16 protein-coding genes are annotated in these 13492 nt (G+C 71.2%); 6 read left to right on the top strand and 10 right to left on the bottom strand.

The annotated features are described in order from the left end of the window. Positions 1 to 55: 55 nt before the first annotated feature. Genes hisF through CXY01_RS18315 form a run of 5 tightly spaced genes read right to left on the bottom strand, consistent with a single transcriptional unit; the run spans position 56 to position 4092 of the window. On the bottom strand, positions 56 to 853 hold the full coding sequence (gene hisF, locus CXY01_RS18335) for an imidazole glycerol phosphate synthase subunit HisF (protein WP_146930432.1): 798 nt from the start codon (positions 851 to 853) through the stop codon (positions 56 to 58). Continuing rightward, positions 843 to 1478 carry an imidazole glycerol phosphate synthase subunit HisH gene (hisH, locus tag CXY01_RS18330; protein WP_186813460.1) on the bottom strand — a complete coding sequence of 212 codons (636 nt, stop codon included), beginning with the start codon at positions 1476 to 1478 and terminating at the stop codon, positions 843 to 845. Before hisH ends, hisF begins: the two co-directional genes overlap by 11 nt. A 39-nt stretch (positions 1479 to 1517) precedes the next feature. Then, positions 1518 to 2336: an ABC transporter permease gene (locus CXY01_RS18325; RefSeq protein WP_146930425.1), complete on the bottom strand. Its 819-nt coding sequence runs from the start codon at positions 2334 to 2336 to the stop codon at positions 1518 to 1520. Then, positions 2333 to 3169, bottom strand: coding sequence for an ABC transporter permease (locus tag CXY01_RS18320; RefSeq protein ID WP_146930422.1), 837 nt, complete (start codon positions 3167 to 3169; stop codon positions 2333 to 2335). The genes CXY01_RS18325 and CXY01_RS18320 overlap by 4 nt, the downstream gene beginning before the upstream one ends. Further along, positions 3166 to 4092: an ABC transporter ATP-binding protein gene (locus CXY01_RS18315; RefSeq protein ID WP_146930419.1), complete on the bottom strand. Its 927-nt coding sequence runs from the start codon at positions 4090 to 4092 to the stop codon at positions 3166 to 3168. Before CXY01_RS18315 ends, CXY01_RS18320 begins: the two co-directional genes overlap by 4 nt. 84 nt (positions 4093 to 4176) lie before the next feature. On the opposite strand from CXY01_RS18315, the gene CXY01_RS18310 reads away from it, so the two are divergent. Together CXY01_RS18310 and CXY01_RS18305 are read left to right on the top strand one after the other, a co-directional pair. Further along, positions 4177 to 4824: a GNAT family N-acetyltransferase gene (locus CXY01_RS18310; protein ID WP_146930415.1), complete on the top strand. Its 648-nt coding sequence runs from the start codon at positions 4177 to 4179 to the stop codon at positions 4822 to 4824. A gap of 60 nt (positions 4825 to 4884) precedes the next feature. Continuing rightward, a complete protein-coding gene (locus tag CXY01_RS18305; RefSeq protein WP_146930412.1) occupies positions 4885 to 5589 on the top strand; it encodes a DUF7168 domain-containing protein in 705 nt (234 codons plus the stop codon). Between the two features lie 12 nt (positions 5590 to 5601). Here CXY01_RS18305 and CXY01_RS18300 read toward each other — a convergent pair whose 3' ends face one another. Further along, positions 5602 to 6252, bottom strand: coding sequence for a response regulator (locus CXY01_RS18300; protein ID WP_281285334.1), 651 nt, complete (start codon positions 6250 to 6252; stop codon positions 5602 to 5604). Further along, on the bottom strand, positions 6249 to 7451 hold the full coding sequence (locus CXY01_RS18295; RefSeq protein WP_146930409.1) for a sensor histidine kinase: 1203 nt from the start codon (positions 7449 to 7451) through the stop codon (positions 6249 to 6251). The genes CXY01_RS18300 and CXY01_RS18295 overlap by 4 nt, the downstream gene beginning before the upstream one ends. A gap of 161 nt (positions 7452 to 7612) precedes the next feature. On the opposite strand from CXY01_RS18295, the gene CXY01_RS18290 reads away from it, so the two are divergent. Next, positions 7613 to 8299 (top strand): DUF4386 domain-containing protein, encoded by a 687-nt coding sequence (locus CXY01_RS18290; RefSeq protein WP_146930406.1) that lies wholly within the window; start codon positions 7613 to 7615, stop codon positions 8297 to 8299. On the opposite strand, the gene CXY01_RS18285 is transcribed toward CXY01_RS18290, so the two are convergent. Next, positions 8284 to 9012, bottom strand: coding sequence for an AfsR/SARP family transcriptional regulator (locus CXY01_RS18285; RefSeq protein ID WP_186813459.1), 729 nt, complete (start codon positions 9010 to 9012; stop codon positions 8284 to 8286). The two genes, CXY01_RS18290 and CXY01_RS18285, sit on opposite strands and share 16 nt — an antisense overlap. Before the next feature lie 362 nt (positions 9013 to 9374). Here CXY01_RS18285 and CXY01_RS18280 point away from each other — a divergent pair, with 362 nt between their 5' ends. The 3 genes from CXY01_RS18280 to CXY01_RS18270 are packed head-to-tail and all read left to right on the top strand — an operon-like array spanning position 9375 to position 11059. Then, a complete protein-coding gene (locus CXY01_RS18280) occupies positions 9375 to 10151 on the top strand; it encodes a hypothetical protein (protein WP_146930400.1) in 777 nt (258 codons plus the stop codon). Continuing rightward, positions 10148 to 10762 carry a hypothetical protein gene (locus CXY01_RS18275; protein WP_146930397.1) on the top strand — a complete coding sequence of 205 codons (615 nt, stop codon included), beginning with the start codon at positions 10148 to 10150 and terminating at the stop codon, positions 10760 to 10762. The genes CXY01_RS18280 and CXY01_RS18275 overlap by 4 nt, the downstream gene beginning before the upstream one ends. An 18-nt stretch (positions 10763 to 10780) precedes the next feature. Beyond that, entirely contained in the window at positions 10781 to 11059 is a 279-nt protein-coding gene (locus CXY01_RS18270; protein ID WP_146930394.1) for a hypothetical protein, read from the top strand. Between the two features lie 42 nt (positions 11060 to 11101). On the opposite strand, the gene CXY01_RS18265 is transcribed toward CXY01_RS18270, so the two are convergent. Together CXY01_RS18265 and CXY01_RS18260 are read right to left on the bottom strand one after the other, a co-directional pair. After that, positions 11102 to 12577, bottom strand: coding sequence for a ricin-type beta-trefoil lectin domain protein (locus CXY01_RS18265; protein ID WP_146930391.1), 1476 nt, complete (start codon positions 12575 to 12577; stop codon positions 11102 to 11104). 180 nt (positions 12578 to 12757) lie between these two features. Continuing rightward, entirely contained in the window at positions 12758 to 13477 is a 720-nt protein-coding gene (locus tag CXY01_RS18260; protein WP_146930388.1) for a hypothetical protein, read from the bottom strand. Positions 13478 to 13492 lie beyond the last annotated feature (15 nt).

The raw sequence follows: 13492 nt of genomic DNA, 5'->3' as shown, positions 1-13492 counted from the left end.
GGTGTGCGCGGTGGTCGCTCGCACGGGCCGCACGACGACAGGCGTGCGCGTCGTGTCAGTCGGCGCTGTGCACCGGACGGACGCGCTCGCCCAGCTCCCCGAGCTGCGCCTTCATCTCCCCGACCGTGAGGGTGTGCTCGACGCGGGGCGAGTAGAGCATCGAGCTGGTGATCGCCCCCGTGGCGCCGATGCGGAACGCGTCCGCGACGTGGCTGACCAGGCCGGCACCGCCCGACGCGATGACCGGCAGCGACACCGCCTCGGTGATCTGCTGCGTGATGTCGAGGTCGTACCCGGAGCCGGTGCCGTCGCGGTCGATGCTGTTCACCACGATCTCGCCGGCGCCGAGGTCCTGCCCCCGCCTGGCCCACTCCACCGCGTCCATCCCGGTGTACGTGCGCGCGCCGTCGATGGCGATCTCGTAGCCGCTGGGGATCGTCGCGGTCTTCTCCACGCGCTTGACCTGCATGCTGAGCACGATGCACTGCCGGCCGAACTCGACCGACCCCTCCGTGATGATCTGCGGGTTGCGCACCGCCATCGAGTCGATGCTGATCTTCTCCGCACCGGCCCGCAGCACCTCGTGCATGTCCTCGAGGTGCCGGATTCCGCCGCCGACCGTCAGCGGCACGAACGTGCGGTGCGCGGCCCTGCGGATCATCGCGAGGTCGATCTGGCGCTTCTGGGCGCTGGCCATGATGTCGTAGATGACGATCTCGTCGACGTCCTCGTGGTACAGCCGATCGGCCAGCTCGGCCGGGTCCCCCACGTCGATGTTGTCCTGGAACTGCTGCGCCTTCGTCACTCGCCCGTCCTTGACGTCGAAGCAGGCGATCAGCCGGTTAGCGAGCATCGAGATCCTTCAGGTCGTTGACGTCCAGGTCGCAGAACGCCTTGAGCACCTGGAGGCCGGCGCGCGCGCTCTTCTCGGTGTGGAACTGCGTCGCCATGATGTTCTTGTGCGCCACCGCGGCGGCGAACTCCTGGCCGTACGTCGTCACGCCGACCAACGACACGTCGTCGGTGGGGCGTGCGAAATAGGAATTCACGAAATAGTAGTAACCGTCCGGCGTGAATGACCGCGAGAACGGGTGGTCGCCGCGGACCTCGACATTGTTCCAGCCCATGTGCGGCACCCGGACCTGCGACCGGTCGAACTCGTGGACGCTGCCCTTGATCCAGCCGAGGCACTCGACGTCGCCCTCGGCCGAGTGCTCGAAGAGCACCTGGAGCCCGACGCACACACCGAGAAACGGCTGGCCATCGCCCAGGATCTTCTCGTTCAGGTGGTCGATCCAGCCCTCCTGGGCCAGCGACTCCATGGTCACGCCCGCGGCACCGACGCCCGGGAGGATGTACCTGTCGACCTCGTCGCACTCGCCCGGCTTGGCCACGAGCGCGTGCGGGACACCGAGATGTTCGAGTGCATAAGAAATGCTCTGTGAATTACCGGTGCGGTAGTCGATGATCCCGATCACTTGCCCGATCCTACACCGGACACGTGTCTCACCATGTGGTCAGTCCAGGAACAGAGCGCGTAGCCGGACGGTCGTGAACGCCAGCCCCAGCCCGATCATGACCACGAAGTACGCCACGTGCGTGAGCATCGAGCCGTCGAGGACCCCGAGGGTCAGGCCGCGGACCAGCTCCACGGCGTGCCACAGCGGCAGCGCCTTGATGAGGCCCTGGATCCAGCCCGGGTACACCGTGATCGGGTAGAACGTGGCCGAGAACAGGAACATCGGCAGCATCACGAAGTTGATCCAGTCCATCTGCTGGAAGGTCTTCATGTAGCTGGTGACGGCCATCCCGACGCTGGCGAACCCGAACGCGACGAGCAGGACCGCGGGAATCGCCAGGGCGGCGGTCCAGGCCAGGTTGAGCCCCATGACCTGCATGACCGTGAGGAACCCGATGGCGTAGACGCCTCCGCGCAGGAGCGCGTAGGTGATCTCACCGAAGGCCACGTCGAGCGGGCCCAGCGACGTGGCGAGCATCCCGTCGTAGAGCTTGCCGAAGTGCATCTTGAAGAAGACGTTCCACGTCGAGTCGTACACCGCGCCGTTCATGGCGGAGACCGCGAGGAGGGCCGGCGCGATGAAGGCCGCATAGGAGACGGACGTGCCGTTCGGCAGCTCGACGTCGCCGATGAACGTGCCCAGCCCGAGGCCCATGGCCAGCAGGAAGAACACCGGCTCGAAGAAGCCGGACAGCACGATGACCCAGTTGGTGCTCTTGGTCGCCTTGAGCCCGCGCGCGACGACGGACCGCGCGTTGCGCGCGTACAGCGAGCTGATCGTGGCCTTGTGGGCCGGTTCGGTGGTCGTGGCGCTCATCCGGCCCGGAGCCTCCTCACGAACACGCGCCGCGCCATGAACCAGCCGACGACGGCGAGCACGACGAGGACCACCAGGTGCCAGCCGACGGGCCACGCGCCCGGCGGCGAGCCGTACGAGAGCGTCCGGCCGATCTCGCTCGCGTGCCAGATGGGCGAGATCCACCCGATCCACTGCAGCCACGTGGGCAGGGTGGCCAGCGGGAAGAAGGTGCCCGAGAACAGGAAGAGCGGCGTGAAGATGAAGCGGTTGACCAGCGCGAACTGCCCCTTGTCCTCCGTCAGCCCTGCCGAGAACGCCATCAGCGGCAGCCCGAAGGCGAGCCCGCCCAGCACCCCGACCAGCGGCATGAGGGCCCCGGTCAGCGGGTCGCCCACGGCACCGAACGCAAGGATCAGCAGGTAGTAGATCGTGCAGGTGAACAGCATCCGCAGCACGACGGAGATCACGAGGCCCGCGGCGACCTGCTGGGGCGCGATCGGCGAGGCGTTCATGCCCCAGAAGATCCGGCGCCACTTGAACCCCGCCATGATGACGAACGTGAACTCGTCCATCGCGACCGTCACCGCGGCGGTCGCCAGGAGCGCCGGCGCCACGAACCACACGTAGTCCACGAGGCCGTCGGCACCGGACGCGATGGGCTGGTCCAGGAACGCCGCGAGGCCCAGGCCGATGCCCAGCAGGTAGAGCAGCGGGTTGCCGACGCTGCCGGCCACGATCGTCCAGCCGTAGGCCTTCATGCCGCGCAGCTGGTGCTCCGCGATGTACCAGGCGCCGAACCGCCGTGGTCGGGCGGCGGCCTCGACGGCCGCCTCGGGCAGGGTCGTCGTCATTCGATCAGGCTCCGCCCGGTGAGCCGCAGGAACACGTCCTCCAGGCTGGAGCGCCGGACCAGCGACGTGGTCGGGTGCAGACCGAGGTCGGTCACGCGCTCCAGCACCGCCTCGCCGTCCTCGGCGTACAGCAGCACCCGGTCGGGGAGCACCTCGATCCGCTCCACCAGCCCGGCCATCCGCGTCGCCGCCTCCGCGTTGCGCTCCGACCCGAAGCGCAGCTCCACCACCTCGCGCGTCGAGTACTGCCGGATCAGCGCCGACGGGCTGCCCTCGGCCATGATCCGTCCCTTGTCGACCACCACCAGCCGGTCGCACAGCTGCTCGGCCTCGTCCATGTAGTGCGTGGTGAGCACCAGGGTGGTGCCGCGCTCCTTGAGCCGGAACAGCCGGTCCCACAGCACGTGCCGGGCCTGCGGGTCCAGCCCGGTCGTCGGCTCGTCGAGCATGAGGATGCGAGGCTCGTTGATGAGCGCGCGGGCGATGGTCAGCCGCCGCTTCATGCCGCCGGACAGGTCGTCGACCTTGGCGTTTCGCTTCTCCTCCAGCTGCGCGAAGCCCAGGAGCTCGTCGGCCCGCGTCGCGCACACCGACCGCGGGATGCCGAAGTACCGGCCGTAGACGATGAGGTTGTCCCGCACGCGGAGCTCGGTGTCGAGGTTGTCCTCCTGCGGCACCACCCCGAGCAGCGACCGGATCTCCGGCCCGTGCGAGTCCGGGTCCAGGCCGAGGACGGTCAGGTCCCCGGCCGTGCGCTGCGACACCGCGCCGATCATGCGCATCGTCGTGGACTTGCCTGCACCGTTGGGGCCGAGCAGGCCGAACGACTCACCGGGCGGGACCTCGAAGTCGATGCCGTCGACGGCGGTGAAGTCGCCGAAGCGCTTGGTGAGGCCGTGGGCGGCGATGACGGGTGCGGTCACAGCGGTCAAACCTAGACGAGACTGCCGACAGACTCCGAGCGCAATCCGGTTGACCCGGGCAGCGGGGACCGGGAGCCTGCAGCGATGGACGACCTCTGGCCCCTGGCAGCCCTCCGCGTGCGCAGCGGCGACCTCGAGCTGCGGTACATGGACGACGCCGACGTCCGCGCGCTCGCCCTGCTCGCCGCCGACGGCGTGCACGCTCCCGAGCTGATGCCGTTCACCGTTTCCTGGACCCGCGGCACGCCGGTCGAGGTGGCCCGCAGCGTCCTCGCCTACCAGTGGGGCGCGCGGGCGTCCGTCTCGCCGGAGAAGTGGAACCTCGAGCTCGCCGTGGTGCGCGACGGGGAGGTGCTGGGCACGCAGTCGCTCATGGCGCACGCGTTCGGGGTCACGCGCACCGCGGAGACCGGGTCGTGGCTCGGCCTGCGGCACCACGGGCAGGGCGTCGGCACGCGGATGCGGCTGATGGTCCTGCACCTGTTCTTCGAGGGGTTCGACGGCCTGCGCGCGACCACCAGCGCGTTCGACGACAACGCCGCGTCGAACGGGGTGACCCGCCGCATCGGCTACGCGGAGAACGGCACGGAGATCCTCGCGCGCGAGGGCAGGCCGGCCGTCAGCCGGCGGTACGCGCTCGACCGTGCCGCCTGGGACGCCCGGCCCGACGACCTCCGGCTCGACGTCAGCATGGACGGGGTCGTCGGGGCCCGGGACCAGCTCGGCATCTGACGGGCGCGTGTCGGTGCCTGCCCCTACCGTGGCCGCTCCGCCACGAACCCAGGAGCAGCCGTGCCCAAGTCACCCGACGAGACGCTCGCGCTGATCCGCACCCTGCTGGCGATCGCGGACGGCGGCTCGCCCCACCAGCCGGAGCGCGAGCTCGCGCGGGTCCGTGCGGAGAAGCTCATGCTCCGGCACAGCATCGACGAGGCCGCGGCCCGCATGACGAGCGAGAGCGCCCGTCAGCCGGTCCGCACGCAGGTGCACGTCACGGGGTCGTGGGTGGCGGACCGGATCGAGCTGCGCAACGCCGTCTACCGCGCGTTCGGCTGCCGGCCGGTGCGGCTGCGGCGCGACGGCGTCACCGAGTTCGTCGCGTTCGGGTTCGCCTCGGACATGTCGATGGCGGCCGTCCTCGTCGCGTCGCTCGAGCCGCAGCTGCTGGCGGAGATGTACCGGCACGGCGGCGCCGTGAGCGACAAGCGGACGTTCGCCGCCGGCTTCGCCGCGACGGTCGCCGATCGCCTCCGTCAGTTCTACGCCGAGGTGCTCGTCGTGGCGGAGACCGAGGGCACGTCGAGCGCCCTCGTCCTGGCCGCCCGGGACAGTGACGTCGACACCGCCGTGGCCGACGCCTTCCCCGACCTGCGCCGCACGACGCGTCGGCTGTCCGGCCGCGGCTGGGCGGCCGGTGCAGCCGCAGGTGCCCGCGCCGACATCGCCGTCTCGGAGCGCACGATGTCCGCCAGCGGCGGCCGCGCGCTGGAGCGGTGAGCCGGCGCCCTCCTAGCGGTCGTCCGCCGCGTCGTGCACGTAGCGGGCCACCTGCACGCGGTTGGTCACCTCCAGCTTGGTGAACACGCTGCCCACGTGCGTCTTCACCGTCGCGACGCCCAGGTGCAGCGACCGGGCGATCTCCGTGTTCGTCATCCCGGCGCTCACCGCGTCGGCCACCTCCCGCTCGCGTTCCGTGAGTCGCGCCAGCAGGGTGCGTGCCTTGCGCCGACGTCCGTCGTCGGACGGTCGGGTCACCGCGGCGATCAGCTGGGTGGTCACGCTCGGAGACAGCATCGGCTCGCCCAGCGCGACGCGCCGCACGGCGACCACCAGGTCGGCCGGGGCGGTGTCCTTGAGCAGGAACCCTGCGGCACCGAGCTGGAGGGCGGTCAGCACCATCTCGTCCGTGTCGAACGTCGTCAGCACGATGATCCGGGCGGTCGAACCGCGCTCCTTGAGCCGCCGGGTCGCCGCCAGGCCGTCCATCCGTGGCATCCGGATGTCCATCAGCACGACGTCGGGGAGCTCGCGCGCGACCACGTCCATCGCGTCCTGGCCGTCGACCGCCTCGCCCACGACGTCCAGGTCCGGCGCACCGCCCAGGATCATCCGCAGCCCGGCGCGGACCAGCGGGTCGTCGTCGACGACCACGACCCTCACGCCGGCCACGGCAGCCTCGCCCGCACGACGAACGACCCGTCGCTCATCCCGTGCTCGAGCTCGCCGCCGGCCAGCTCGGCCCGCTCGGTCAGGCCGGCCAGGCCGACCCCGCCGGGACGCTCGTCGGGAGGCGTGCGCACGGTGTTGCGCACCTCGATGTCGAGCCGGCTGCCGGGAGCGCCGGTGAGGCGGACGCTCACCGGCTCACCGGGTGCGTGCTTGCGGGCATTGGTCAGGGCCTCCTGGACGATCCGGAACGACGTGCGGGACAGGGTCTGCGGCCGCGGCTCCTCCGCCAGCCCGGTGGTGTCGAGCTCGACGGCCGAGCCCGCCTCCCGGACGTCGGCGAGCAGGGCGGGCAGCTCCGCGAGGGTGGGCTGCGGAGGCTCGACGCCCGCGGCATCCGCACCGGCACGCAGCACCCCGAGCACCTGACGCAGCTCGCTGAGGGCCAGCTGCGCGTTGGTCTGGATGGTCTGCGCCGTCTCGAGCGTCTCCGCCCGCGTCAGGTCGTCCCGGTAGGCCAGCGCTCCCGCGTGCAGGGCGACCAACGAGATCCGGTGCGCCAGGACGTCGTGCATCTCCCGCGCGATCCGCGTCCGCTCGGCGTCGCGCGCCCGCTCCGTCGCCAGCTCCCGCTCGCGGTCGGCCGTCGCCACCTGCTCGTGCAGGGACGCGAGCAGCTCGCGGCGCGTGCCGATGTAGTAACCGGTGGCCATCGTGGCGACGAAGTACGTGACCCCGATGACGCCGGCGGCGATCAGCCACGGGACGTCGGCGTCGTCCGGGCCGGGGAACGCGGCTCGGGAGTACACCTCCGACGCGACACCGACGACGAGCGAGAGCACGCCGACGATGACGACCCAGGAGCGGCGGCGCCACGTGGCCATCGACACCAGGGCGATCGTCGCCGGACCGGCGGCGAACGTGGAGACCGTCGTCGCGGTCATCGTCAGGCACGCGACGGCCAGGGGGTACCGCCGACGCAGCGGGAGCAGGCAGAGGGCCATCAGCCCCAGGACCAGGTCGACGAGCATCAGCACGGCGACGACGTCGTCCGACTCGGCGGTGAAGCTCGTCCGCTCGGCCACCATGACCGACCACGCACCCAGCCCGACGGCGAACGCGACCAGGTACCGCCACACCCGCGACCAGCGCGACAGGGCAGCCTGCGGCGGGGTCGGGGTGGCGAAGAGCATGACGGCAGCCTAGGGAGTGCGTCGGCGACCCTCGCCCACCTTCCGGCCCTTCCGCCTCCACCATCCGGTGGAGCCGGGGCTGACCGCAGCGCCGATGCCGCCGCACCTGCGCGGCTGGGACGGTGGGGGCGACCACCGGCCACCGAACCTGGAGCAGTCCCATGACCCGACCACTCACCCTCGCGCGCACCGCGGGCGCCCTCTACCTCCTGCTCGCCGTCCTCGGCTCCTGGGCGCAGCTCGTCGCGCGCGGATCCGTGTACGTGCCCGACGACGCGGTCGCCACCGCCGCCGGCATCGTGGAGCACGAGACGCTCTTCCGGCTCAGCCTGGTGGCGGACATCCTCATGGCCGTCGTCTTCGTGCTCCTCGGCCTGGTGCTCTACCGGCTGCTGGACGGCGTGCACCGCCGGGCCGCGACGGCACTGCTGGTGTTCGTCGCCGTCGGCGCCGGCTCCATCCTGGTGAACCTGACGTTCCAGGTCGGTGCGCTGATCACGGCGACCGACCCGGCCTACGACGCCGCCACGACCCTGCTGCTGCTCGACCTGCACTCGTACGGCTACGCGCTCGGTGGGATCTTCTTCGGCCTCTGGCTGCTGCCGATGGGCTGGGCGGCCGTCCGGACGACCCTGTTCCCCACGTGGCTCGGCGTGCTCGTCATCGCCGGCTCCATCGCCTGGGTGGCCGACCCGGTCATCGTCTTCGGTCTCCCCGACGCCGCCGTCCTCACCGTCGTCGTCGAGACGGTCACCACCGTCGCGGAGCTCAGCCTGCTCGCGTACCTGCTGGTCCGCGGGATCCGCCGACCCGCCCCTGTTCCGCTCGTCCCTCAGGCGGTGCGCTGACCACCGGCCCGGCCCGTGCCGAACGGGTAGAGCTGCCGGATCAGGGCCACGATGTCCGGCGCGGGCTGCACGCCGAGCTCGCTGCGCAGCACCCTGCTGAGCCGCTCGAACTGACGCAGCGCGCCGGCCGGGTCACCTCGTCGGGCATGGATCTCGATGAGCACCCGGTTGGCGCTCTCCGACCACGGCCCCACCGCCACCGCCGCCAGCCCGTACGGAAGGGCGGCGGCGGCGCGACCCATCGCCAGCAGCCGGGACGCGGCGGACTCGAGCGCCTGCCCGGCGAGGAGCTGCCACCGGTCGCGGTGCTCCCGCACCCACTCGTCCGACCACCCGGCCAGCAGCTCCCGCGCGACGTCCGGCGGTGGACCGCCGCGGTCGACCGGGGCGGTGTCGTCATAGATCGTGGCGACGATCCACTCCATCGCCCGATCGGTGTCCACCTGCACGTCCTCCGCGAGCGACAGGACGGTCCCGTCCGTGTCGAGAACACCCGGGCTGGCGCGCTGGAGGCGCGAGATGCAGGTGCGCAGGTTCGACAGTCCTCGGCCGGTGGAGGCGTCCGGCCAGAGCAGCGCGGCCGCCTGCACCCGTGACATCGGGCCGACGAGCGCCAGCGCGGCGAGCAGGTGCGACGACGAGCCCGGCAGGGGCACGGTCCGGCCGTCCGACCGCAACCGGAGCGGACCCAACAGCTGCAGCACGTGACCCATGCCCATCCCCGCCCCCCGGCGCACTAGCCCGCCGACAACGTATCGGGCCCGAGGTCACGGACACGGCAATGGTGCGTGGACGGCACGGAGGCGAGGCGGCGACCGCGTCACGACCGCCGGATCGGAGGCGCGAACGTCACGGTGCCGGACCGTGCCTCCTCGTGCGCGCCCCCGCACGCTGGCCGACCGGCACGCGGCGCAGGCGGGCACGCGTCGACCGCGTCGTGACCGGCGATCTCCCTGCGACGCGCTCGAGGCGCTCCTGCACGCGCACGAGGCGCCCGGACGACGCACCAGCGGCGCGTCCGGCGGTCCCATGACGGCGTCAGGCACCACCCGCCGCACGACCGAAGGAGCACGCCATGACCACCACGGCCACCTCAGCCACCACGTTCCTCGACGACGTCGACCTGGGCGGGAAGCGTCTGTTCGCCCTCGCGGTCCCGGCCGGCGCGCCGGTCGACCCCGCCCCCCAGAAGGACAACACCGAGAGCGGGACGGTCGTCGGCAACTCGCTCGTCTCGTTCTCGGCGCTCGTGTCCGCCCAGCACAAGGACGACCTGAACAACTCGCTGGCCCTGGCCCAGCTGATGGCGGTCAAGGAGGGCAACGACCCCGTCAACAACCCCATCGCCTACTACCAGTACGTCGCGACCTTCCTCCAGCAGATCGGCTACACGGGTCAGGGGGTCACCTTCGGCGACTACACCGCCACGACCGCGAGCGTGGAGATCGACAAGGTCGTCCTGGAGATCCTCGGGTCGATCGTGGCGCCGGCGGCGCTCGGCATCGTCGAGGCCGCGGTCAAGGCGCTCAAGAGCTCCGCCGACTCCGGCGGCGCGCCGTGGAAGATCTACGACCAGCACTCGACGACGAACGGCGCCGGCGCGTTCTCCGTCGGCCTGGCCAACGAGACCAACGGGTCGGTGGCTCTCCAGGTGTCCGCGTTCTCGTTCGCCGGCACGGCGACGACCACGAAGTTCCTGTGGATGACCTACTCGGCGACCTCCGTGGAGATCAAGGACGGCTCGACGACGCTCAGCCTCAACGACGTGATCTACGCCAAGATCCGCGCCGACGTGCAGGACAGGCTGGGTACGCACGCCATCGGCTACATCGCGAACCTGCCGAGCCTGTGACCGGGCCGTCGGCCGTGCTGGTCGACGGTGCGCTGCTCGTCCTCGACCCGACGGCGCAACCCGCCGCCACCCGGGACGGCATCGTCGACAGCCTGCTCATGGCCCTGCACCTGGCCGAACGCGCCACCCCGGCCACCCCGGGCGAGCTCGTGTCCGCCGTGGTCTCGACCCTGGCGCAGCTCGGGTGGGTGCTCGGGTCGTCCTCGAACCTGACGACGGACGTCCGCGCCGGTCGGGCACCGCTCGACTCCGCCGGCGCCACGCTCGGCGACACCGGTGTCACCGCCGTGGACTCCCTGCGGACCGCTCCGCCGGACGCCCTGCACGCCTGGCACTCGTTCGGGTCGACCCGACCGGGCTCGCGGGAGGCACTCGTCGCACACGCGGCCGCCACCCCGTCGGGTCCCACGCTCGCCCTGGTTCATCTGTCGCTCGCACCGGCCGTGCCGGTCAAGGGCTTCCCGTGGACCCGGCTGACGACCGCCGCGACGCTGACCGTCCACGACGTGTCGCTCAGCACCAACCCGGCGGTCTACACCCCGGCGATGCTCTCCGAGCTCGCCGCCAAGGTCGCCGGCGCCGCCGGTGAGGTCATCCCACTCACGCACTGACCATGAAGGAGAACGACCATGAGCGAGGTCACCGTCGGACCGAACACCTTCGGCTACGGAGCAGATCGCAAGACCCGCTGGGGCATCAGGATCTGGCTGGACGGCGTCCAGGGGGACGCCACCTACAAGTTCGAGCCGGACCCGGCCAGCAAGATCAAGGAGAAGGACGCCGCGAAGTTCTACCTCCAGGTCGCCACGGCGATCGGGACGTCCTACAACGGCGCGAACGCGTTCCCGCCCGTGGGCACCACCGTGACGACCAGGCTCGCGGGTGACGTCCGGCTCGACGCGTACTGACCCGGACCGAGTGCCCCCGCCGACACGTCGGCGGGGGCACGCTCACGACGTGCTCCAGAGCTGGTTGGTGCCGCCGTTGCAGGAGTACTGCGTGAGGCGGGTGCCGTTGGCGGTGGAGAAGCCGGGGAGGTCCAGACACCTGCCCGAGTGCCGTGCGACGAGCTGGGAGGAGCCGCCGACCGGACGCAGCTGCCACTGCTGGTTGGTGCCGCTGCCGCAGGTGTACTGGATGACCGCCGCACCGTCCGCGGTGGAGGCGCCACTGACGTCCAGGCACTTGCCGGAGTGCACCGCGACGACGTTCACGTACCCGTTGCCGCGATCCGTCAGCCGCCACCGCTGGTTGGTGGCGGCGCCGCAGGTGTACTGGATGATCTCGGCACCGTTCGCGGTCGACCCGCTCACCACGTCGACGCACTTGGCCGAGGCCCTGTTCACGATCCGCACGGTCGAGGAACCAGCTCCGTTGCCGGTGTCCGGGTCGACGGCATCACCCCACGCCCAGCGCAGGCGGTTCGCACCCGACGCGCTGCGGACGGTGAGATCGACGTTCGTGCCGTTGCCCGTCCTCGCGTACATCGAGTACCAGTCGTAGCCGATCGTCCCCGGCTTGCCGCCCAGAGCCGGCCAGTACGTGCCGCCCATGGCGTTGTCCCGCATGACCTGGGTGACCGCCCGGACGTGCCGCACGAAGTTGTCGCCGCTCGCCGCGTCCCCGTAGTCGAGCCCGCTGTCCATGGGGGCCCCGAACTCGGTCACGACGGCCCGCGCGGCGCAGCTGCCGAGGCGGGTCGCGACGTGGCTGCGCCAGCCGTCGTAGGTGTTCGAGCCGGAGAAGAACGCGTAGTGGTGGAACGAGAACAGCGTCGACGCGAACCGGCTGTCCGCGCAGAGGTCCCGCAGGTCCTGGCCGAAGCCGGTGCCACCGACGAGCACCCGCCCGTCCGGGACCGAGGAGTGCCGGGCCAGCCAGTCGGCCGCGAGGCTCCGCCACTCCGCCGACGTGTAGCCGTGCGGCTCGTTCATCGGCTCGAGGTAGACCAGGCCGTTCGAGCCGTACTGCGACACCACGGTGGACCACATGGCGTGGAACGCCGTCAGGTTCGTGATCCGGCCGCCCGACGCGGCACCGTCCTCCCAGTACGCGAGGATCACCTTCCAGCCCCGGGCGGTCGCCGCGTCGATCACCCCGCGATAGCTGCTCCACCACGTGGTCCCGACCGTGTGGGTGTTGATCGGCAGCCGGACCGTGTTGATGCCGAGCGTCGACTGCATGTCGTCGAACACCGCGTTCGCCGTCGCCTGCACGGCGGCGTAGCCGTCGGAGCTGTTCAGGCCGTCGATGACGAGCGGGCCGGTGCTGAAGTTGTCCCCGGTCACCGCCCAGTTCATGCCGCGGAACTGCGCCGTCGCGGCCGTCGCCGGCTCCGGCGCGGCTAGGGCCAGGAACGGCAGCAGCGCCAGCGCGCTGAGCAGGCTGATCGCGCGGCGGAGAGGGCGGGAACGAGAGGTGCGCATGGGATCGACCCTGTCTGTGCGGCGGTGCACGTGTCGGCGTCTGCTGCCCGTCCGCGGCTGCTCGGGGCCGTGTTAACGCTCACACCGGCCCACGGCCAGGTCAACGACGACCGGGTCTGATAAACGATTTGTCGGCAGGACGTGCGCAGTCGTCCCGACAGACCCGGCGGACGTGCGGGCTCAGCCCCGCGTGACGAGGGTCTGGATCTCCGCCACCCGGACCTCGGCAGTGCTCGTGAGGTGCAGCCGGATCGTGCCCGCCTGGCCGCCACCTGCCCACTCGACGACCCAGTGCGACGTCGCCGTCACGGGATAGGCCAGGCCGGGCTGGTTCGCCGACGACCGGCCGTACGTGAAGCCGCACGTCGGTGACCCCTCACCGCCGACCGCGGGGTCGTACACGGTGCCGGGCCCGTCGCAGGTGACCGGGTCCCCGTCACCCATGTCCCACACCACCTTCTCGAGCGACCCTGTCGCGGTGACCGTGACCGCGCCGGCGGTCGCGCTGCGAGTGATCGGTCCGACGGTGTGCTCGTCGGGATCCGCGATCCAGAGCCACGTCGGCAGCCCGACGACCGACGGTGCATCGACCGCAGGGCTCATCCCGATCTGCCCCGCACGGAACTGCATCTCCGCGATCGCCTGCTCGGCGAGCTCGCGCGGTGCCGGTCCCGGCTGAGCCGTAGGAAGCCACACGGTGACGGTCCACCAGGACGACGTCCCGGGGTTGGGCAGCGTGCACCTGTACACCACGCCGTCCGTCCGTCCGTCCCACACGGCGTGCTCGAACGGCGGCTGCGGATCGGCGAGCTCCATGTAGCACCCACGCGCGTCCGACCAGGTGCCGAGCTCGTTGACGCAGTCGATCACGTCGTCCTTCCAGTCGGTGCAGACACGCACCACGTCGCTGCCGCC

The sequence above is a fragment of the Cellulomonas xylanilytica genome (assembly GCF_007989805.1).
GTDB classification, from domain to species: Bacteria; Actinomycetota; Actinomycetes; order Actinomycetales; family Cellulomonadaceae; genus Cellulomonas; species Cellulomonas xylanilytica.
This window is presented reverse-complemented; position numbering and strand designations above follow the sequence as displayed.